This window comes from Burkholderia sp. AU16482, assembly GCF_002223285.1.
In the GTDB taxonomy this organism is placed as follows: Bacteria; Pseudomonadota; Gammaproteobacteria; order Burkholderiales; family Burkholderiaceae; genus Burkholderia; species Burkholderia semiarida.
On sequence record NZ_NKEY01000006.1, the window covers coordinates 1,606,334 to 1,625,107 of the forward strand.

Sequence of the window (18,774 nt, forward strand, 5' to 3'; positions counted from 1 at the left end):
TGCCGCATGCGGATGGCCGCGCAACGGGGCCATATCGAATCGGATGAGTGGGCCGGCAAACGTGGCGGACAAAAAAAGGGGGCCGCATGCCGATGCGACGCCGCCACGCCACGTCACGCGGCGCCGGTCGCCCATTTCAGCAACTGCGCGACCTCGCGGAAATGCTGCGGCTGGATCGTGCCGTTCTCGGGCGTCGTCTCGTACAGCGCCTGCGCGAGCCCGACGTTCGCGAGCGTCGGGCGCAGCGCGTCGCGGGCCAGCCGCACGATCCGCTCGGCCGCGTCGCCCTCGCCGCGCGCGAGCACCCACGGCAGCGAGCCCATCCCGCCGTAATAGAGCGCGACCGCGACGCGCGGCGAATAGACGACCACCGACGCATAGCCGATCCGGTCGGGCAGCGACGCGAACTGCACTTCGCGCGCGAGCTGGCGGCGCTTCGCCTGGATGTGCGGATCGCCTTCGTCCTCCTTGTGCTCGCGCCGCACTTCGTCGATCGACATCTTCATTTTCTGGTTGAACTCGTGCCGCTGGTGCACGATGTCGATCAGCGCCATCACGATATAGATCAGCGCGGCCCAGCCGAACAGCAGCATCAGCAGCTTCACGATCAGCGCGAGGATCGAGACCGGCCGCGTGAAGCCCGACTGCACGGACGGATCGAGCGATTCGACGATCAGCCAGCCGAGCGTCGCGACGAGCAGCGCCGTCTTCAGCAGCATCTTCGCGAGGTTGACGAGGTTGCGCAGCGACCACAGGTTCTTCATCCCCTCGGCCGGGTTGAGCCGCGACAGTTGCGGCACGAGGCGGCTCCACGCCATCACGCCGCCCACCTGCACGAAGCCCGCGAGCAGCCCCGCCAGCAGCCCGGCCGCGACGATCTGCGCGGACTGCGTGGCCCAGTCGCGCGCGGCGCCGTCGATCAGCACCGCGAGCCGCGCGGCGGGGTCGGCCGCGCCGACCGCGTCGAACACGAGCCGGAACAGCGCCTGCAAGCGCGCGAACAGCGAACCGATGCCCACCGCGAGCGCCACGCACACGCCGACGAAGAACGCCGACGACACCGTTTCCGCGCTCTTCGGCACGTCGCCTTTCTCGCGCGCCTCGCGCAGGCGCTTCGCGGTCGGCTTCTGGTCCTTTTCGGCCATCGCGGCTCCCGCGCGCTCAGCCGCCGCCGTGCGCGGCGAACAGCGCGCGCAGCAGCGCCACCAGCCCGCTGTCGGGGCTCAGCAGCGCGTGCAGCGACGCGTACACCACCGGCAGGAACAGGATCATCATCAGCATCGCGAGCGCGCTTTTCAGCGGCTGCGAGAACACGAAGACGTTGAGCTGCGGCACCGCGCGCCCGACCAGGCCGATGCCGAGCTCGACGAGCACCAGCACGATCGTGACCGGCGCGGCGAGCTTCACCATCCATTCGAAGATCGTGTCGGTCTGCCGCACGATGAAGGTCTGCAGCATCGACGAGAAATCGGGGCCGAGCGAGCCGATCGGCCACCATGCGTACGACTGCGCGAACAGTTGCACGAGCACCTGCAGCCCGCCCGCCGTGACGAACAGCGCGATCGCGACGAAATTCAGGAATCCAGAGGTCGGTCCACCCTCGTGCCCGCCCATCGGATCGAAGAACGCGGCGCTGCCGCTGCCGGTCTGGAAGTCGATCAGGTAGCCGACGCCCTGGATCGCGAACAGCACCGCGCTGAACGCGCCGGCGAGCAGCATGCCGACCATCGCCTCCTTCGCGACCAGCAGGCACCACATCAGGAACGGCAGCGCGGCCACCTGCGCGGCATCGATCGCCGGCGCGACGAACGCGGCGATCACGACCGCGATTCCGTTGCGCACGAGGCCCGTGATGATCTGCTCGTTGAATACCGGCACGACCAGCATGATCGGCAACAGGCGCGGCATCACGTAGAGCAGCGGCCGCAGCATGCCGGCGACGTCGTTGAAACCCGCGGCCTGGTCTAGCATCGGCGCTCCGCGGCGGCGGGCGGGGCGGGATCGTCGGCCGCGTCAGGCACCTCGGGCACGTCGGACAGCACGGTTTCAGCGGCGATGTCGGCGCCCGCCTCCGTTTCGGTCATGGCCGCATCGAACGCGGCCGCGGCCGCCGGCGGCGTGGACGCATGACCGGCCGCGTCGCCCGCGCCGGCCACCCAGGTGCCGCCCGTCGCGAAGCGCCGCACCGCGTAGCCGTCCGCGACGTCGTCGGCGTCGCGCTCGACCCGCGCGGCGCGCGCGTGCAGCGCCTTCTCGCCGGCCTTCTCCAGCTTGTCCTCGGCGGCCTTCGCCTTGCGCGCGGCGCGCTGCAGGTCGGCGAGCGTCGCTTCGTGGCCGCGGTGCACGTGCGCGGCCTCGCTCACCGACGCGTTCGCGTTGCCGATATGCCGGTCGAACGTGCGCGTATCGGCCGCCGCGTCCTGCAATGCACGCGCTTCACGCACGTCGTCGGCCAGCCGCGTCTGGATCGCGGCCTTCGCGGCGACCTGCTGCGCGAGCTGCGCCTGCGCGGCCGCGAGCGCCCGCCGGCTCTGCGCGGCGATGCCCTGCTGGCGCGCGGCCGCGACGCGCGCGATCTGGCTGCGCATCTCGCGTACGCGCTTCAGGCGGGCGAGCGTCGCGAGCACGAGGCGGTCGTCGGCTTCAGACATGATCGTTCGCCAGCTTCGTCAGCTTCGCGAGCAGCGCGTCGAAGCGCACGTCCTCGTCCGACGCCTGCGCGCAGAACGCGCCGATCGCGTCGCGCGCGCGCAGCGCGAGATCGCCGAGCCGGTCGCTGCCTTCGCGATACTCGCCGATCTGCACGAGCAGCTCGATCTCCTGGTACTTCGCGATCAGCTCGCGCACGCGCGCGGCCGCATGCTGGTGCGCACGGCTCGCGACGAGCGGCATCACGCGCGACAGGCTCGCGAGCACGTCGATCGCCGGATAGCGGTTCGCGAGCGCGATCTTGCGCGACAGCACGATATGGCCGTCGAGGATCGAGCGCACTTCCTCGGCGATCGGATCCGATTCCTCGTCGCCTTCGACGAGCACCGTGTAGAGCGCGGTGATCGACCCGTGCGCGCCCTGCCCCGCGCGTTCGAGCAGGCGCGGCAATACCGCGAACGTCGACGGCGGGAAGCTGCGTCGCGTCGGCGGCTCGCCGCTCGCGAGGCCGACCTCGCGCTGCGCGCGTGCGAAGCGCGTCAGCGAATCGACCAGCAACAGCACGCGCTTGCCCGCATCGCGGAAGTGCTCGGCGATCGCGGTCGCGACCAGCGCGGATTTCACGCGCTCCATCGCCGGGCGGTCGGACGTCGACACGACGACGATCGAACGCGCGCGCACCTCGGGCGACAGGCTGTGCTCGATGAATTCGCGGACCTCGCGGCCGCGTTCGCCGACGAGTGCGATCACGTTCACGTCGGCCTGCGCGCCGCGCGCGATCATCCCGAGCAGCGTGCTCTTGCCGACGCCCGAAGGCGCGAAGATGCCCACGCGCTGCCCGACGCCGAGCGTCATCAGGCCGTCGATCACGCGCACGCCGGTCGCAAACGGCGTGTCGATCATCTTGCGCGTGAGCGGGTTCGGCGGGTCCTGCTGCGTCGAAACCCACGCGGCGCCCGTCACCGGCCCGCGATCGTCGAGCGGCCGGCCGAGCCCGTCGAGCACGCGGCCGAACAGCCCCTCGCCCACCGGAAACACATGCTCGCGCCCGGACGGCACGACGGTCGTCTCCGGCGACAGCCCGGCCACGTCGCCGAGCGGCGTGAGCAGCGTCGTCTGGCGCGAGAAGCCGACCACCTCGGCAAGCAGCGTCGGCTGGTTCGGCGTGCGCAATTCGCAGATCTCGCCGAGCCGCGCGCGGATACCCGTCGCATTCAATATCTGCCCGACCGCATGATTGACGCGGCCCTGCACCGACACCGGCGAGAAGAACGCGAGCCCCGCGTCGAGTTCGCCGACGAGGCGGCCGCGATCGAACGGCGCGCCGTCGTCGTCGCCGAACGTTTGCCGATCGTCGAGCGGCCCGTTCATCGCGCGGCGCCCTTCAGCGCGTCGCGGCGGATCGCCTGGCGCAACGCGTCGATCTGCAGGTCGAGGCTCGCGTCGATGCGCCCGGACGGCGTCTCGACCGTGCACGCGTGGCGTTCGAGCTGCGCGTCCTCGACGATGCGGATCTTCTGCCGATTCGACTGCCCCGCGAACGCGCCGTCGAGCGCGTCGCGCATCTCGTCCGTGCGCCCGGGCGCGACGCGCACGATCAGGAACGCCTCGTCGCGCACGAGCGGCGCGATCCGCGCGAGCGCGGCCTCGTACAGCTTCTGCGTGCTCATCTCGCCGACGATCGCGCGCACGGCCTTCACGACGATCTCGGCCATCGCATCCTTCATCGTCTCCATCGTGCGCGTGGCCGCGAGCGCCTGCGTGTACGCCTGCGCGGCCTGCTCGCGCTGCGCGCGGCGCATGCCTTCGTCGTAGCCGGCCGCCTGGCGCTTGTCGAATTCGCGCTGTGCGTCGGCGACGATGCGCGCGGCCTCTTCATGCGCGGTCGCGATCACCGCGGACGCGTCGAGCAGCGCCGCGTATTCGCGCTCCTTGAGCACCTTGCGCTCCGACAGCAATTGCAGGTTGTCGCTCGTGATCAGAAAAGCCAGTCCCATGACGCAAGCCTCTCGGGAATCAGAAACAGGAACATCAGTTCGCCGAATTGATCGCGCTGCGCGCGGTTCAGCCAGTACGGCGCTTCGTCGTCGATCGCGCGGTTGAATTTCAGGCGCACGCGCCGCGCGACCGCGTCGCCGGCCACGCCGATGAAATCCGCGAGCAGCCGGCCGCCGCGCGCGCGGATCACGACCGGCAGCGCGGCGGGATCGGCGCGCCACGGTTCGAGCGTTTCGGCGAGCGCGCTGAATTCCGGCGCGCGTTCGAGCGCGAGTTCGAGCGCATCGCCGCCGAGCCGCGCCGCCACTTCCGCGCGGATGCGCCGCCCGGCCAGCGCGTCGCGCAGCCACGCGCGATGCAGCAGCAGCCCCGCATACGCGGCCAGCTGCTCGAGCGCCGCGCCCGGCAGCAGCGCGAGCCGCGCGCACGGATTCGCCACGTCGAAGTCGTGCCGGTCGGCCACGCCGTTCAGCGCGAGCAGGTGCCGGGCCAGCAGCTTGCGGCCCGCCGCGCCGAACGCATCCGGCGAACGGTAGCGCGCGGGCCACTCGGCCGGCACGCGCGTCACGTGCAGATAGCGATCGGGCCGCAGGTTGAAGTCGCACACGAGCGCATGAAACGCGGCGGCACGCGCGGCAGGCGGCGGCGCAAGCGGGTGCAGCCACGGCAGCCGCGCCGCGTCGGACCCGGCCGCTTCGCCCGGCGGCAGCGCGCGCGGATCGCTCATGCGCCGTCGCGCGCGCCGTCCGGCGTACGCAGCCCGCCGCCCGCCTGCTGCGCGGCCGCCCCGCCGCCGTTCGCGCCGCGCGGCGCGCCGAGCAGGCCCGCGAGTCGCGCGCCGAACATCCCGCGCCGGGCGGCCGACAGCGCGATCACCGCGCAGGTCAGCAGGATCAGCGCGAACACGAGCCAGCCGAGCGGCGAGCGCAGCCGCAGGATGTCCGACACCGCGCCGCCGATCCCGTCCACGCGCGTCGCGCGCGCCGCGGCCGGCTGCAGGAACAGCGACACGTTGTCGTACTGCAGCCCTTCGATGCTGTGCGCGACCAGATCCTTGACCATCGGCGCCATCGCGCGCAGGTCGACGCCCGGCCGGTAGCGGATGTACACCGCCGCCGACGACGGCTTGATCTTGTCGGCGAGCGGATCGTTCTCCGGAATCACGACCTGCACGCGCGCGACCACCACGCCCTCGATGTCCTGCAGCGTGCGCGACAGGTCCTGCGACACGCCGTACAGGTAGCGCACGCGCTCCTCGGCCGGCGTCGACACAAGGCCCTGCTTCTGGAACAGCTCGCCGAGGCTCGCATAGCTCGGCTTCGGCAGCCCGTTCGCGTGCAGCACCGTGAGCGCCGCCTGCATGTCGCCGTCCGCGACGCTCACGAGCCACGCGTTGCGGTCCGACGTATCGCGCGCGTCGTTGTCCTTCGACGCGCTGATGCCCGCGTCGCCGAGCACCGCGATCATCTGGTTCGCGTCGCGCTCCGACAGGCCCGAGTACAGCTCCTTCTGGCACCCGGCCAACAGCACGAGCAGCCCCGCGAGCAGCGCGCGCGCCGCCCGGCTGCGCCACGCATGCGTGCGCGGCGTCGAATCGATCGTCGTCATCCGTTTGTCCGGTTCAGGGCGCATGAGGCCGTATCGTCCGGCCCGCACGCGCTTTCACTCCTGCGTCTTCAGCACCGTATGCGTGAAGCCGTTCGCCGCCTGCGCAACCGACAGGCTCAACTGGTATTCCGAAATCGTGGTGGTTGCCGTCCACTGGAAATCCATCGCCTTCACCATCGTCATCAGCGGATCGCTGCGGCTGTCCGCCATCGACGTCAGCATCTCGGTGCGATGCTTGTCGATGTTCGCGTACCGCGAATCGAGATCGTTGCCGTACGTGCGCAACCGCTCGACGAGCGACGACGGGTTCGCCTGCGCGGGCGTCATCCGCACGGCCGGCGCCGCATCCGCCGGCGCGCGCGACATCGCGACGCCCGACGAAGACGGCGCAGCGGCCGGCGACGCGCCCGGCTGCATCAGCGCATCGAACTGGCGCACCTGCGCCGGATCGGACGTCGCGCCCGTTTGCTGCGCGGCGCCCGCGAGCGCGGCTGCGCCCGGCGGCGCCGCGCCTACGCCTGTTACCGACATGATCGTGTCCTCCTTGACCGGCAGGGCCGGAAACGGGCCGGCCGGCACGCGCACACGCCACGCCGGGCGCCCGTCATGGGCGGCTCCGGTACGCGGCGTCGCGCGGCACGGCCGGCGACCGGCGTCACGCGCGGCCGGCGGAACTCAGGTGTTGCGCAACCTGGGCGTTCGCCGTCCCCTCCTGCGCAGTCACTGCGTTGCTGGTTTCGAACGTCGCAGTCGATTGCTGAACCTGGAAATTGATCTTCGTCAGTTCGAGCTGCGTCTTGGTCAGGTCGTCGGCCTGCTTCTGCACGTCGCCCGTGTTCGTCACACCACCTGCTGCCGAGGTACCCATGCTTCGCTCCTTTACGTGAACCACACTCCACATTCCGGCGGCGGCCCCATGCCCCGCCGGCGACGTGACGCGCCGCATGCATGCGGCGTGTCGCGTGATGCGCGCATCGCGAAACGCGCTGCGCCTGATTCGTCGCGACGCTAATGCGCCGCCTCCTTCGCCGATACCCCGACACCGGCCGCCGGCTCGCCCGGCAGCAGCGTCGGCCCTGGCACCGGCCGCGCGACGCCGGCCGCCGCGCCGCTCGCGAGCGGCGCCACGGGCGGCGCGCTCGCCTGCTCGGGCGCGCTCGCCGGCGCGCCGCCGAGCGGCATCGTGATGCGCTGGCCGTTGCGTGCGAACACCACTTCGTCCGGGCCGATCGACACGACCGTCGCGCCTTCCTTCATCCGCGCACCTTCGAAATAGCGGCTGCCGTCGACCGTCTCGATGTAGCGCTGGTCGCCATCGCCGGCGAACACGGTCGTGATCTCCGGAATGCCCGCCGTGCCGCCGAGCGTCGTCGCCGTGCGCGGCGCGGCCGCATCGGCATCGCGCACGTGATCGACCACCTCGAGCGCCGGGCGCGCATCCTTCATGTAGTTGCGGATGCGCGGCTCGATCTGCGCGCGCGCGGCCGCCCCCGTCAGCTCGATCCGGCCGCGGCCGAGATACGTGACCGTCAGCGCCGTGTCGCTGAAATAGGTCTGCGCGGTCGCGACCAGATCGCTGACCACGTAGATGTTGCCGAGCGCCGCGTTGTCGACGCCTGCGACGATCTGCGCGACGCGCTCGCGCGCGGCCGGGTCGCTCACGTAGCCCGACACGATCACGCCGTCGTCGCGCGGCGCGACCGCCAGCTCCGGATACGCGTGCAGCAGTTGCTGCAGCCGGTGCGTGCGCGCGAGCACCGATTCGTGCTGCCACGGCAGCCGCCCCGACCACGCGACGAAGCTGTAGCCGAGCGCGCCGAGCAGCACGCCGACCCACAGCGCGACCAGCGCGATCACGAGCCGCCGGCTGCCCAGCCGCCGCAGCCCGCCCGTGAGCCAGCCGAGCCACGCGGCCTCCCGCGCGGCGTCCGGCGCATCCGTTTCGTCGGGCACCGCGACGCTCGCCTGCGCATGCCGTGCGATGCCGAGCCGGATCGAGCCGACGGTCACGACGTCGTTCGGCGTCAGCGAGCGGCGGCCGGCGCCGAGCGGCTCGTCGTTGAACAGCACCGGCGCGCCGGTGTCGCCGCCGTGGTTCTGCACGGTCACCGCGAGCGCGCCGACCTGCAGGCACACCTGCTTCGCGCCGATCTCGCGATCGGGCAGGATCACTTCGCAGTCGGCCGCCGTGCCGACCCAGTTCGCGCCGCGCGCGAGCGACATCGTGCGGCCGTACATCGGCCCGCTCAGGAAGCACAGGTTCCACGGCGACGCGAGCGCGGCCGAACCGGCCCCCGCGCCTGCCGCGCCGCCGGGCAATGCGCCGTCGCCGTGCGGATCAATGATGCTCGTCGACATGCGTGACCACTCCTGCGGTCGTCGCCGCCGGCTGCGACGCCGCGCCCACGGGCGGCGGCAACGCGGGCGGACCGAACTTCGTGCCGGGCAGCGGCTTCGGCGTCAGCGGCACCGTGACGTCGTTGTCCGGCGGCCGATACATCGACATCCCCTCCGGGTTCGCCGGACCGTCGACGCCCGGGTTCACGGGCGAGCCGTCCGGCGCATACATCGACGCGTTCGTCACGACGCGCGGCGTCAGCAGATAGAAGCGCTCCATGTGGTTGCCCGACTTGTCGGTGTACTTGAACAGGTTGCCGATCAGCGGGATGTCGGACAGCCAGGGCACGCCGCTCTTGTTCAGCCGCACCTCGTCGTCGTTGAAGCCGGCGATCAGGAGGCTCTTGCCTTCGTCGATCATCGTCTTGGTGACGATGTTGCGCTGCTGGATCACCGGCACGTTCGACACGGCCTGCCCCGGCACGATGTTGCCGTCCTGGATGTCGATCGACATCATCACGCTCTGCGGGCTGCCGGACACGGCCGCGGCGTTGCGGATCGCCTCGTCGACGATCATCGGCGTCACCTTGATGCTGGTGCCGGTCGTCACGCTGTACAGCGACGAATCCTGGTAGCCGGGCACCTGCACGTAGAACTGCGTGAGGTTCTCGAGGATCGCCTCGGTGTTGTCGAGCGCGAGCACCTTCGGCTTCGATCGCAGTTGGGCCTGACCCTTCTGCGCGAGCGCGTTCACGCGCGTGAGCAGGTAGTTGCGCAGCGACCCGCCGATCGACGCGGTCAGCGCGATGCCGGTCGGCATGAACGCGCCCGTCTGCCCGGTTTCCGACGTGCCGATGCCGAACGTCAGCGGCGGGTTGCCGACGCCGTTGTACTGCGTGTTGCCGTTCAGCGGGTTCTGGCCGTTGCCGATCTGGACGTCGCCGTGCGTCGTGTGCAGGCGCCAGTCGATCCCGAGGCTGTCGAGCGAATCCTCGTTGATGTCGATGATCGTCACGTTGATCTCGACGATGCGCGGCCGCTCGTCGAGCTGGCCGATCAGCGACTGGTAGCGATACATGTTCTCCGGCAGGTCGCGCACGATCACCGCGTTGATCGCCGGATCGGCGACGATCTGCGGCAGCGTGTCGCCGCCGCCGGTCGAGAACGGCGAGAAGCCGCCGCCCATGCTGCCGTCCGTACCGCCATAACCGCCCTGTCGCGGGCCGCCGGAGATGTCGGGGAAGTCGAGCCGCGGCACCGCGATCGTCAGCCCCGAGCCGAGCTTCACCTGTCGCGCGGCCTGGCCGAGCGGCGTGCTCGCCGGCGCCGCGGCCGTGTCGCCGGTCTTGCCGAACAGCCGGCGCAGGATCGTCGCGACACCCGGCACCGTCACTTCCTTGCCCGAGCGGTTGATCGTGAAGTCCGACGCCCAGCCGTATTTCAGCCGGAACGCGCGGATGTCCGCATGCGCGCCGTTCGCCGACGGATCGCCGACCGAGCCGATCGCCTGCCGCACGAGTTCGACATAGCGGCGCGGGCCGGCCACGTACACGCTGTTCGAGCGGTCGTTGATCACCAGCGTGTAGCGCTTGTCCGGAATCTGCATCGCCTGCAGCGCACGGCCGATTTCGCCGGATGCGTTCGGCGGGATCGGGATCATCTGCGTCTGCGACTGGTCGGCCGGATCGACGTACAGGAACGAGCCGTCGTAGTACCACGTGAGCCCGTAGGTCGAGCAGATCGTGTCGAGCGTCTGCTGCGGCGTGCCGGAAAAGCGGCCGCTGATCACGCCGTCGACCTTCGGGTCGACCACCGCCGTCACGCCCTGCGACGACGCGAGCTCGCGGATGAAGTCGCCGATCTTCTTGCCGTTCGCGACGATCGTGAACGGCTTGTTGCGCCAGCGCAGGTCCGCCGCGCGCGCATGCTGCGCGGGCGCCATGCACAGCGACGCCGTGAGCAGCGCGGTCGCGCACACGGCAAGCGCGGCCCGTTGCAGGCTGCGCGGTTGAAACCGGATCGAGGCGACGCGTCGACGCATCAAAGGACTCCTGTTGAAGAAACGAACATGCGTTCCAGCGCCTGCTGCGCGAAGCGCAGCACTTCGCCGCCGAGCCAGCCCGACAGCAGCACGAGCGCGACCATCACGGCGATCAGCCGCACCGCGATGCCGATATTGGCGTCCTGCACCTGCGTGACGGCTTGCAGGATCGCGACGACGAGGCCCGTGACGGTCGCGATCAGCACGATCGGCAGCGACAGCAGCAGCACGAGCATCAGCGCCTGGCGCGTCAGGTCGAGGATCGTCGAGCTCGTCATTGCACGGCTCCCGGCGCGCGCACGTCGGCGCCCGCGCCGACCGTGCCGTCGTCCGGCGGGTTCTTCACCCAGCCGACCGTATGCAACTGCACGTCCTCCTCGACTTCCTGGTACGACAGCACCGCGAGGTCGGGCAGCACCGGCTGCAGGATCGTCTTCACGTAGCGGCGCGCGCCGAGCGCGACCATCACCGCGAGCCGCGCGGCGCCCGACGCGTTGCCGTGGCCGCCGGGGCCGGCCGCCTGCGCGGCCTGCACGATCGCGCGCACCTGTTCGCCGATGTCCTGCTTGACCGCGCTCGACAGCGCGAGGAAATTGCCCTGTTTCGTGCGCATCACCGCGCGCTCGATCCGCTCCTGCAGGTTCTGCTCGAACAGCACGACCCGCAGCTGGCGCGCCGTGCCCGCGTGACGATCGGTGATCATCCGGCGCAGGTCGACGCGCACGAGTTCGACCAGCGCGATCACGTCGTCGGGCTCGTTCGGCGCCCACGTGATCAGGCTCTCGAAGATCACGCGCAGGTTGCGGATCGGCACCTGTTCGGCGAGCAGCCGGCGCAGCACTTCGGTCACGCGCTGCAGCGGCACGAGCCGCGTCAGTTCGCCGACGAGCTCCGGATGATCGCGACGCACCAGATGCACGAGCGCCTGCGTCTCCTGGATGCCGAGCAATTCGTCCGCATGCTGGCGCACGATCTGCTCGACGTGCGCGGCCAGCGCGCTTTCGCTCGACAGCCACTTGCCGTCCGGCGCCGCGCCGTCGGGCTTGATCCACAGCGCGGTGGCGAACGGGCCGAACGCCTCGGCCGGCTGGCGCTCCGCACGCTCCGGCAGCGGCGCGACGCCGTCCCACAGCAGCCAGCCCGGCTTCAGCGCGCCGTGCGCGGCGAGCACGTCCTGCAGATAGATCCGGTACGTGCCGGCCGGCGCGCCCTCGTCGTCGTTCAGCGTGATGCGCGGAAACACCGTGCCGATGTCCGCGTCGACGCGCGCCTTCGCGCTCGACAGCGCCGCCTGCAATTGCGCGAGGTTCAGGCCCGTACGCAAGTCGTCGGACAGCGACACCGCGATCAGCGACGTGACGCCGGCCGCGTGCGACACCTTCGCCGGCTGGCCGTCGTCGGCCGCGCCGACGCGCCCCGCGACATGAATCAGGTTGAAGCTCGGCGCGGACGTCTTGCGCTTCAACTGCGTGAACGCGAAGGCGCCGAGGCCGAGCGCGATCAGCGCGAACGACCATTTCGGAAAGCCGGGCACGACCAGAAAGCAGCTCAGCACGAACGCCGCGATCAGCAGCGCGCGGGGGTGCGCGCCCAGTTGCTCGCCGAGCTGTTCGCCGAGCTGGCGCTGTCGCGCATCGCGCGTCGCGACGCGCGTCGTCACGATGCCGGCCGCGATCGATACCAGCAGCGACGGAATCTGCGACGCCATCCCGTCGCCGACCGTCAGGATCGCGTAACGCTGCAGCGCCTCGCCGATGTCCATCCCGTGCATCAGCGTGCCGACCGCGATCCCCGCGACGATGTTGATGAACGCGATCACGAGGCCCGCGATCGCGTCGCCCTTCACGAACTTCATCGCGCCGTCCATCGCGCCGTGCATCTGCGATTCCTGCTCGAGCTTCTCGCGGCGCTCGCGCGCCTCGTCGGCGCTGATGATGCCCGCGCGCAAGTCCGCATCGATGCTCATCTGCTTGCCCGGCATCGCATCGAGCGAGAAGCGCGCGCCGACTTCGGCCACCCGCTCCGACCCTTTCGCGATCACGATGAACTGCACGACCGCGATCACGAGGAACACGACGCCGCCCACCACCACGTTGTTGCCGACCACCAGCCGCCCGAACGCGTCGATCACGTGGCCGGCGTTCGCATGCAGCAGGATCAGCTTGCACGACGCGATGTTCAGCGCGAGCCGGAACAGCGTCGTAAACAGCAGCAGCGCGGGAAACGACGAGAAGCTGACCGCCGACGGCACGTAGGTCGACACCGTCAGCAGCACGACGCTCGCCGCGAGATTCAGCGAGATCATCCCGTCGAGCGCGGCCTGCGGCAGCGGCAGGATGAACAGCGCGACGACCGCGACGATGAAGGTCGCGAGAAACAGGTCGGCGCGCGGCGAGGCGCCTCCGAGGCGCCGTCCGGACACGCCGCGGCCGGCGGAAAACAACCGCTGCCAGTCGCGGGGGAGCGCCTTCGGTTCAGCCATCGTGCCGTTGTCCTGTCGTTATCGCCGGCTGGCACGGGCAACCCTTCCCCGTGCTGCGCGGACCGTTGAATGGGACGAGTGTAGCGACGGGAAACCGCGGAAAAAGAAGCGCGCCTCGTAGCGTGAAAGCGCGTTTTCCTCAGACGATCGAATCGGACTACGAAACCCGGCGGCCCGCTCGGGCACGCGCCGCCGGAACCGCTTCCATCGCGCGCCGCGGGCGCCGGCGCGCGTGTCCGGCAGGTTTACGTCAGGACGGCAGCCGCCGCGCGGCGAGGTACGCGAGCTGCGCGCGGTTCTGCACGTTGAAGAGCTTTTCCAGCGAGCGGATGTGGTGCCCGACCTTGTGCAGCGACGTGCGCAGCGCGCTCGCGATCTCCTGGTCGGACAGCCCGTGCACGAGCCGGTCGAGCACCTGCTGCTGCTCGTCGGCGAGCGCGAAGCCGCGCATGCGCGCGACGCGCGCCTCGAGGAACGGCAGCGCGACGCGATGCACGGCAAGGCTGACCGACAGCGCGCCGCCGATCACGCGATCGTCGATCCATTCGGTGCCGTGCGTTTCCGACGTCAGGTTCACCGCGACGCGCAGGTCGAGGCGCGGCGCCGACAGGCTGAAGATCACGCCGCTGTTCATCGCATGCGCGCGCAGATGGCCGGCGAGCGCCAGCACCTTGCGGTCGCCGCTGCCGTGCGCGGCCGCCTCGATCTCGTCGAGCCGCCACGCGACCGGGAAGCCGCTCTGCCGCACCTGCGCGAAGCGCGGGTCGCTGTCGTACAGCATCCCTTCGATGAACGGCTGCATGAACGTCGCCGGCGCGAGGTCGCGCAGCAGATGCGCGCGCAGAATGCGCCGCCCGATCATTTCGTAGGCGCCGTAACCGAGCGTACTGAATCCGATTTGCCGCAATCGCGCATGGCATTGCGCGAAATCGAATGACGCGAGGTCGGTTTTACCGGGCGCTATTTGAATACCGGTAAAAAAGTCGCGCTCGACTGCGTGATATTCGTTCGAATAAGCGGCAGCGGCCGCTATATCGGCTTGTGAGAACCATTCGACGCGTGGTGCGCCGTCAGCATATGTCATGAGGAGCCCGCCCTTTCCCAATATGTGAAACTGCGCCCCGTCACGATCTGGTCTTTTCTTTATGATTTTCTGGTCGTCGTTATATGCGCGCGAACATGAACCTTTCGCCGACATTAGTATTACGGCATATTACCCACACACCGGCATTTTTGTACAATGCCCCCGCGTTTCGTCAGGGATGACGGTCGGCGCAGATCACAACGATGCTCGGTCGCACCGCCGCGAATGCCGTACACGATACGGCCGCCGCCAGGCGATGCGCGTCGATTCCGAGGGATGGCTCATGTCCGATATTGCATTGCACGAAGAAGCGGTCGCCCCAACCACCTTGCCGCGCGCGTCGCGCGGATCGGACGCAGGCGCGGACGCGCTGCGCGAGCGCACCGTGCAGGTCGTCTGGTGCGACGACGTGAAGCGCGGCGACGTCGCGCAGCCGCACGCGCCGAAGCTCGGCGTGGCCGATACGCTCGCGCACGCGCAGAGCACGGCCGAGCGCAACCGGATCGTCACGAGCCTGCTGCATCTGACAGGCTTCTCGACGTTCGCGTACTTCGCACTCGAATTCACGCGCGAGCGCGTCGAAAGTCTCTACCTGCACGAGGCGTTCACGCCGGCCACCTATCGCGGCGACTACGTGCGCCACAACCATCACGACGTCGATCCGCGCACGCTCGGCGCGCGCGTGTGCAACATGCCGATCGTGTGGGATCTGCAGCAATTGCGCCGCGAGCACCGCGAGCGCGACGACGCGCCGCGCGTGAGCCCTGCCGCGCTCGACGGCTTCCTGCAGACGATGCAGGACGACGGGATGTGCAGCGGCATCATGTATTCGATGGCCGTGCCCGGCACGCGGCTGCACGCGTTCATGAGCTTCACCGCGCCGCGCCGCACGCGCGAATGGATCACGCCGGCGACGATCGAGCAGGCGCTGTCGATCGGGCTGTCGGTACACAAGTTCGCGTCGCCGCAATTGATCTCGACGTCGCGCGAGCGCGCGGTCAACGGGCTCACGCCGTTCGAGCAGGAACTGCTGCTCGGCATCGCCGAAGGCGCGTCCGACAAGGAAATCGGCCGGCGTCTCGACACCAGCGCGCACAACGTCGACTATCACCTGCGCAAGCTGCGCAAGCGCTTCGGCGTCGCGAACCGGATCCAGCTCACCTATCTGACGTCGAAGCTCGAGTTGATCTGACGACGGCGGCGCAGTGCGGTTTCGCGCCGACGAACGCGTCAACGCACATGCCGGCCTCGCGGGCCGGCATGTGCGGGTGGCGGCGCGGCGCCGCTTGCTGGCGGACGATCGCCGTTACTTCATCAGCGTCATCTGCACGACCTTCACGATCACGAGGCCGACCGCGATCACCAGATAGCCGCGCAGCACGGCCATCCAGATCCGCGTCGCGAGCGTCATGTTCTGCGGTTCGAGCGTATCGAGCGGCGGCATGCGCCACGTGTCGCGCAGCGAACGATCGATGGCCGGCTCGACGACGCGCCTGTTGCGGCGAATCAGTACCGTCGCGAGATAGCCGGCGATCGCGAGCACGGTGCCGCCCACCAGCACGTCGACGATCGCCTCGCCGCTGATGTCCGGATACATCACCGATGCGGTCAGGATAATCGACAGCAGTACCAGCACCCAGATCACCGCGCCCGTAAATATGTTGAGCTTCGTCGAGTTGACCCAGGGCCCAAGCACCTGGCGGTCGTTGCACAGCACCAGCAGGAACACCGTCGCGCTCGGCAGCAGCACGCCGGCCAGCGTCTGCACGGCTTCGGTCAGCAGGCCGAGCGGGCTGCCCGGGATCAGCACGAGCGCGGCCGCGGCCGCGACGATGCCGAAATAGACGAGATAGAACCCCTTCGCGTCGGTCACCCCGCGGTGCAGCGAGTGGCGGATCCTGAATACGTCGCCGATCGCGTACGCGGTCGACAGCGACACGGCCGCCGCGCCGATGATGCACGCGTCGAGCAGCGCGACGGCGAACAGCGTCGCGCTCGTGCGGCCCGCATACTTCTCGAGGCCCGCGATGACGCCGCCCGCGTCGGTGAAGTTGCCGGCTTCCGGATGGCCGCCGAACAGCGCCGAGCTGAAGCCGATCATCGCGACCGCGCCGACCAGCACGAACGCGATGCCGATCCACAAGTCGGCCTTTTCATATTTCATGAAGCGCGGCGTGATGCGCTTGTCGATCACGTAGCTTTGCTGGAAGAACAACTGCCATGGCGCGACCGTCGTGCCGACGATACCGATCACGAGCAGCATCACGTCCGACAGCTTCGCGTGCGCGGGCCAGTTCGGCACGAAGAAATCGCGCGTCATCTGCGCGACGGGCGGGTGGATCGACACGAGCACCGGCACGAGCAGCAGGCTCAGCACGCACAGCCCGATCGCGAACCGCTCGAAGCGCCGGAAATCGCCGGTACTCACCGCAGCCATCGTCAGCGCCGCGGCCACGCATACGCCGGCCACCTTCGGCAATCCGAAGAAATCGAGCACGAAGGTGATGCCGATGAACTCGGTGACGATGGTCAGCGCGTTGAGCAGGAACAGGTCGATCACGCTGAACGCGCCCCAGAACTTGCCGAAGCGTTCGAAGATCAGGCGCGCATGGCCGACGCCCGTGACCGCGCCGAGGCGCAGCACCATTTCCTGGTTCACGTACAGCACGGGCACGAGCAGCAGCAACGTCCACAGCAGCGTCGTGCCATAGTTCTGGCCGGCCTGCGTATAGGTGCCGAATGCGCCGGCGTCGTTGTCGCCGACCATCACGATCAGCCCCGGGCCGATGATCGCGAGCAGCGTGCGCAGGCGCGCCCACCACGTGCCGCGCGCGCCGGTATCGTGGTGCGAGATGGTGCCGAGCGCACCGCGGATGTCGCCCAGATGGGCTTCGTCGAGCACGGCGCCGCGCTCGGCCGCGATCGGTGGAGAGACGTTGGAGGGCGTGGACATGATGTGTTCCGTACGGCTAAGGGTTATGCGATTCGATGAGCGTGCGACCTTGGAATGCGCACGGGGCGGCCGCTCGAAGGCGGCCGCGCGTGCGCATGCCGAGGCGCGCTCGGCGCTTATTTTCAGTGGATCAATGCTCTGAGCTGGTCCAGCAGACGGGAGAACACCCGCGGACGGGCGTCGAGCGTCAGCATCGCGTCGTAGTGCTGGCGCGATTCCGTAACGTGCGGAAGGTTCGACAGCAGAAGGCCGAAGTTCATGGTCTGGCTCCGTGCGGCGACGGCAGCGTGCCGGCCGCGTGATGGGCGCGGGGCCAGTCCGGGGCCTGAACGGCGTGTCAGGCTAGGCGGCCGGATTGTCCCCGCGACCCGGGATCGAAAGGGTCTGCGTATGCAACGGGCATAAGGGACAACTGTCACTGTCGTTCATGGCGGCTCCTGTGCGGTGTTCCGGGGAACACGGTTGACCGCCGTCCGGCCGGCGGGCCGGCATTCGCGCGCCCGGAGAACGGATGCGCGAACGCGGCCGCCTGCCTGGCGGCGGTGAAACCGGGCAACGCATGCGAGAACGCATCACGCTAACCGGCGCGAATCTGGGTGCACGTAGGGAGTGGCTGCGGAATACTGCTGCGCGCACCGTTTGCCTGGCAGACAAACGGCGGCTTCGATGAGGCGCGGACGTCGGTCGCTCAGGCGGAAATTTCGTTCGAAGATCGACTACTGCAGGCGTCCAAGGCGGCGGCCCCAAGAGTGAAGATGGCGGATTCTATGGATCGCGCGAAAGCGAAGTCAACCCCTTGAAACCCCATTTTTCGAAATAAATTCCCCGCGTGACGCGGCTGAAAGATTTGCCCTTGAATTGACGTTCTGAAACCTTTCAGCGTCGTCACGACGCAACGATGCGCCGATGCGCGGGAGCAACGGCCCGACCTGCGCCGCGCTGCCTCGTCACGCTCGCGGCGCGGGTACGTGGCCGCCGCGCGCCGCTGCGACGCGCACACCACGCAGCGCAACCGTCATGCGTTTTTTACTTGCGCCGCAGCAAAAGTCGCGACTACAATCCGCCCCAATTCATTACGGGAGTCCCTCCGTGGACGCATGCTCTAGTTGCAGTTCGATGCCGGTCCAGGCCGGCCAAGCCATCGCGAGATAGCAGCCAGACGCATGTCTTTCGCCGCTAGCTCGCACTCGTCGGGTTAGCGCGCCTCCATCCGGGCCGGCCATCGCCGGTTCGTCAGTCGCACGCTTCGCCATGTTCCACCCTCCGATCGCAGGCCGCGTCATGCACCCGCGCTCGATCACGTCGTCCGGCGTTCGCCGGACGGAACGGAGGCAGCGTCATGTTCTTTCAATCGTTCGCGTTCAAGTTCAAGCGCGTCGTGCACGTCGCGCGCGACCGCTCGTTTTCTGGCTTCTCGCCGCTCGCCCGGGCATTCGGCCGCTGGCGTGGCCTGGCCCTCGCCCACGTCCCCGCGGCGCCCCGCCCGCTCGATTGCGTGCTGATCGCCGCGACGGCGGCCGCGGTCGCGCTCGTCGCGCTACTGTGCTCGGCCGCGTCGCACGTCGGCTTCGCGCAGGTGTGGCGCGTCGGCGGCTGGCTGCCGTAAGTCCTTCCCCATGCGG

At 69.4% G+C, this 18,774-nt stretch carries 18 protein-coding genes; 2 read left to right on the top strand and 16 right to left on the bottom strand.

Translation table 11 applies throughout. The features are described 5' to 3' along the window. Positions 1-113: 113 nt before the first annotated feature. From CFB35_RS24625 to CFB35_RS24690, 14 genes are all read right to left on the bottom strand, one after another. Positions 114-1,145: an EscU/YscU/HrcU family type III secretion system export apparatus switch protein gene (locus tag CFB35_RS24625; RefSeq protein ID WP_060310650.1), complete on the bottom strand. Its 1,032-nt coding sequence runs from the start codon at positions 1,143-1,145 to the stop codon at positions 114-116. Positions 1,146-1,161: 16 nt separating this feature from the next. Further along, on the bottom strand, positions 1,162-1,971 hold the full coding sequence (gene sctT / locus CFB35_RS24630; RefSeq protein WP_059584718.1) for a type III secretion system export apparatus subunit SctT: 810 nt from the start codon (positions 1,969-1,971) through the stop codon (positions 1,162-1,164). After that, on the bottom strand, positions 1,965-2,651 hold the full coding sequence (locus CFB35_RS24635; protein WP_059584716.1) for a hypothetical protein: 687 nt from the start codon (positions 2,649-2,651) through the stop codon (positions 1,965-1,967). Before CFB35_RS24635 ends, sctT begins: the two co-directional genes overlap by 7 nt. Next, positions 2,644-4,020, bottom strand: coding sequence for a type III secretion system ATPase SctN (sctN, locus tag CFB35_RS24640; RefSeq protein WP_089465682.1), 1,377 nt, complete (start codon positions 4,018-4,020; stop codon positions 2,644-2,646). The genes CFB35_RS24635 and sctN overlap by 8 nt, the downstream gene beginning before the upstream one ends. Further along, positions 4,017-4,646 (bottom strand): type III secretion system stator protein SctL, encoded by a 630-nt coding sequence (gene sctL, locus CFB35_RS24645; RefSeq protein ID WP_059639764.1) that lies wholly within the window; start codon positions 4,644-4,646, stop codon positions 4,017-4,019. Before sctL ends, sctN begins: the two co-directional genes overlap by 4 nt. Then, the gene (locus tag CFB35_RS24650; RefSeq protein ID WP_089465683.1) at positions 4,628-5,374 is read right to left on the bottom strand and encodes a SctK family type III secretion system sorting platform protein; all 747 of its coding nucleotides are present in this window, start codon (positions 5,372-5,374) and stop codon (positions 4,628-4,630) included. The genes sctL and CFB35_RS24650 overlap by 19 nt, the downstream gene beginning before the upstream one ends. Beyond that, positions 5,371-6,255: a type III secretion system inner membrane ring lipoprotein SctJ gene (sctJ, locus tag CFB35_RS24655; RefSeq protein WP_059584709.1), complete on the bottom strand. Its 885-nt coding sequence runs from the start codon at positions 6,253-6,255 to the stop codon at positions 5,371-5,373. The genes CFB35_RS24650 and sctJ overlap by 4 nt, the downstream gene beginning before the upstream one ends. A 54-nt stretch (positions 6,256-6,309) precedes the next feature. Then, positions 6,310-6,786: a hypothetical protein gene (locus tag CFB35_RS24660; RefSeq protein WP_059585108.1), complete on the bottom strand. Its 477-nt coding sequence runs from the start codon at positions 6,784-6,786 to the stop codon at positions 6,310-6,312. A gap of 124 nt (positions 6,787-6,910) precedes the next feature. Further along, entirely contained in the window at positions 6,911-7,123 is a 213-nt protein-coding gene (locus CFB35_RS24665; RefSeq protein WP_006480857.1) for a hypothetical protein, read from the bottom strand. A 140-nt stretch (positions 7,124-7,263) separates the two neighbouring features. Continuing rightward, complete coding sequence (gene sctD, locus CFB35_RS24670) at positions 7,264-8,613, bottom strand: type III secretion system inner membrane ring subunit SctD (RefSeq protein ID WP_089465684.1); 1,350 nt, start codon at positions 8,611-8,613, stop codon at positions 7,264-7,266. Next, positions 8,594-10,633, bottom strand: coding sequence for a type III secretion system outer membrane ring subunit SctC (gene sctC / locus CFB35_RS24675; RefSeq protein ID WP_059584706.1), 2,040 nt, complete (start codon positions 10,631-10,633; stop codon positions 8,594-8,596). Before sctC ends, sctD begins: the two co-directional genes overlap by 20 nt. Next, a complete protein-coding gene (sctS, locus tag CFB35_RS24680) occupies positions 10,633-10,911 on the bottom strand; it encodes a type III secretion system export apparatus subunit SctS (protein WP_006480854.1) in 279 nt (92 codons plus the stop codon). Before sctS ends, sctC begins: the two co-directional genes overlap by 1 nt. Then, a complete protein-coding gene (sctV, locus tag CFB35_RS24685; RefSeq protein WP_059584704.1) occupies positions 10,908-13,115 on the bottom strand; it encodes a type III secretion system export apparatus subunit SctV in 2,208 nt (735 codons plus the stop codon). The genes sctS and sctV overlap by 4 nt, the downstream gene beginning before the upstream one ends. Before the next feature lie 250 nt (positions 13,116-13,365). Next, positions 13,366-14,199 carry an autoinducer binding domain-containing protein gene (locus CFB35_RS24690; protein WP_059584702.1) on the bottom strand — a complete coding sequence of 278 codons (834 nt, stop codon included), beginning with the start codon at positions 14,197-14,199 and terminating at the stop codon, positions 13,366-13,368. A gap of 283 nt (positions 14,200-14,482) precedes the next feature. Here CFB35_RS24690 and CFB35_RS24695 point away from each other — a divergent pair, with 283 nt between their 5' ends. Then, a complete protein-coding gene (locus CFB35_RS24695; protein WP_059585107.1) occupies positions 14,483-15,391 on the top strand; it encodes a LuxR family transcriptional regulator in 909 nt (302 codons plus the stop codon). A 114-nt stretch (positions 15,392-15,505) separates the two neighbouring features. Here CFB35_RS24695 and CFB35_RS24700 read toward each other — a convergent pair whose 3' ends face one another. After that, positions 15,506-17,152, bottom strand: coding sequence for an NRAMP family divalent metal transporter (locus CFB35_RS24700; RefSeq protein ID WP_059584701.1), 1,647 nt, complete (start codon positions 17,150-17,152; stop codon positions 15,506-15,508). Positions 17,153-17,274: 122 nt separating this feature from the next. Next, entirely contained in the window at positions 17,275-17,412 is a 138-nt protein-coding gene (locus CFB35_RS35085; protein WP_179231785.1) for a hypothetical protein, read from the bottom strand. Between the two features lie 1,079 nt (positions 17,413-18,491). Between CFB35_RS35085 and CFB35_RS24705 the strand changes: the two genes are divergently transcribed. Further along, a complete protein-coding gene (locus tag CFB35_RS24705; protein WP_089465685.1) occupies positions 18,492-18,758 on the top strand; it encodes a hypothetical protein in 267 nt (88 codons plus the stop codon). The last annotated feature ends 16 nt before the right edge of the window (positions 18,759-18,774 follow it).

Coding starts and splice junctions, on each gene's coding strand:
- sctN (WP_089465682.1), bottom strand. CDS start 4,020: ATGAACGGGCCGCTCGACGATCGGCAAACGTTCGGCGACGACGACGGC.
- sctC (WP_059584706.1), bottom strand. CDS start 10,633: ATGCGTCGACGCGTCGCCTCGATCCGGTTTCAACCGCGCAGCCTGCAA.
- CFB35_RS24650 (WP_089465683.1), bottom strand. CDS start 5,374: ATGAGCGATCCGCGCGCGCTGCCGCCGGGCGAAGCGGCCGGGTCCGAC.
- CFB35_RS35085 (WP_179231785.1), bottom strand. CDS start 17,412: ATGAACTTCGGCCTTCTGCTGTCGAACCTTCCGCACGTTACGGAATCG.
- CFB35_RS24665 (WP_006480857.1), bottom strand. CDS start 7,123: ATGGGTACCTCGGCAGCAGGTGGTGTGACGAACACGGGCGACGTGCAG.
- CFB35_RS24635 (WP_059584716.1), bottom strand. CDS start 2,651: ATGTCTGAAGCCGACGACCGCCTCGTGCTCGCGACGCTCGCCCGCCTG.
- sctS (WP_006480854.1), bottom strand. CDS start 10,911: ATGACGAGCTCGACGATCCTCGACCTGACGCGCCAGGCGCTGATGCTC.
- CFB35_RS24625 (WP_060310650.1), bottom strand. CDS start 1,145: ATGGCCGAAAAGGACCAGAAGCCGACCGCGAAGCGCCTGCGCGAGGCG.
- sctV (WP_059584704.1), bottom strand. CDS start 13,115: ATGGCTGAACCGAAGGCGCTCCCCCGCGACTGGCAGCGGTTGTTTTCC.
- sctT (WP_059584718.1), bottom strand. CDS start 1,971: ATGCTAGACCAGGCCGCGGGTTTCAACGACGTCGCCGGCATGCTGCGG.
- CFB35_RS24690 (WP_059584702.1), bottom strand. CDS start 14,199: ATGACATATGCTGACGGCGCACCACGCGTCGAATGGTTCTCACAAGCC.
- CFB35_RS24700 (WP_059584701.1), bottom strand. CDS start 17,152: ATGTCCACGCCCTCCAACGTCTCTCCACCGATCGCGGCCGAGCGCGGC.
- sctD (WP_089465684.1), bottom strand. CDS start 8,613: ATGTCGACGAGCATCATTGATCCGCACGGCGACGGCGCATTGCCCGGC.
- sctL (WP_059639764.1), bottom strand. CDS start 4,646: ATGGGACTGGCTTTTCTGATCACGAGCGACAACCTGCAATTGCTGTCG.
- CFB35_RS24695 (WP_059585107.1), top strand. CDS start 14,483: ATGTCCGATATTGCATTGCACGAAGAAGCGGTCGCCCCAACCACCTTG.
- sctJ (WP_059584709.1), bottom strand. CDS start 6,255: ATGACGACGATCGATTCGACGCCGCGCACGCATGCGTGGCGCAGCCGG.
- CFB35_RS24660 (WP_059585108.1), bottom strand. CDS start 6,786: ATGTCGGTAACAGGCGTAGGCGCGGCGCCGCCGGGCGCAGCCGCGCTC.
- CFB35_RS24705 (WP_089465685.1), top strand. CDS start 18,492: ATGTTCTTTCAATCGTTCGCGTTCAAGTTCAAGCGCGTCGTGCACGTC.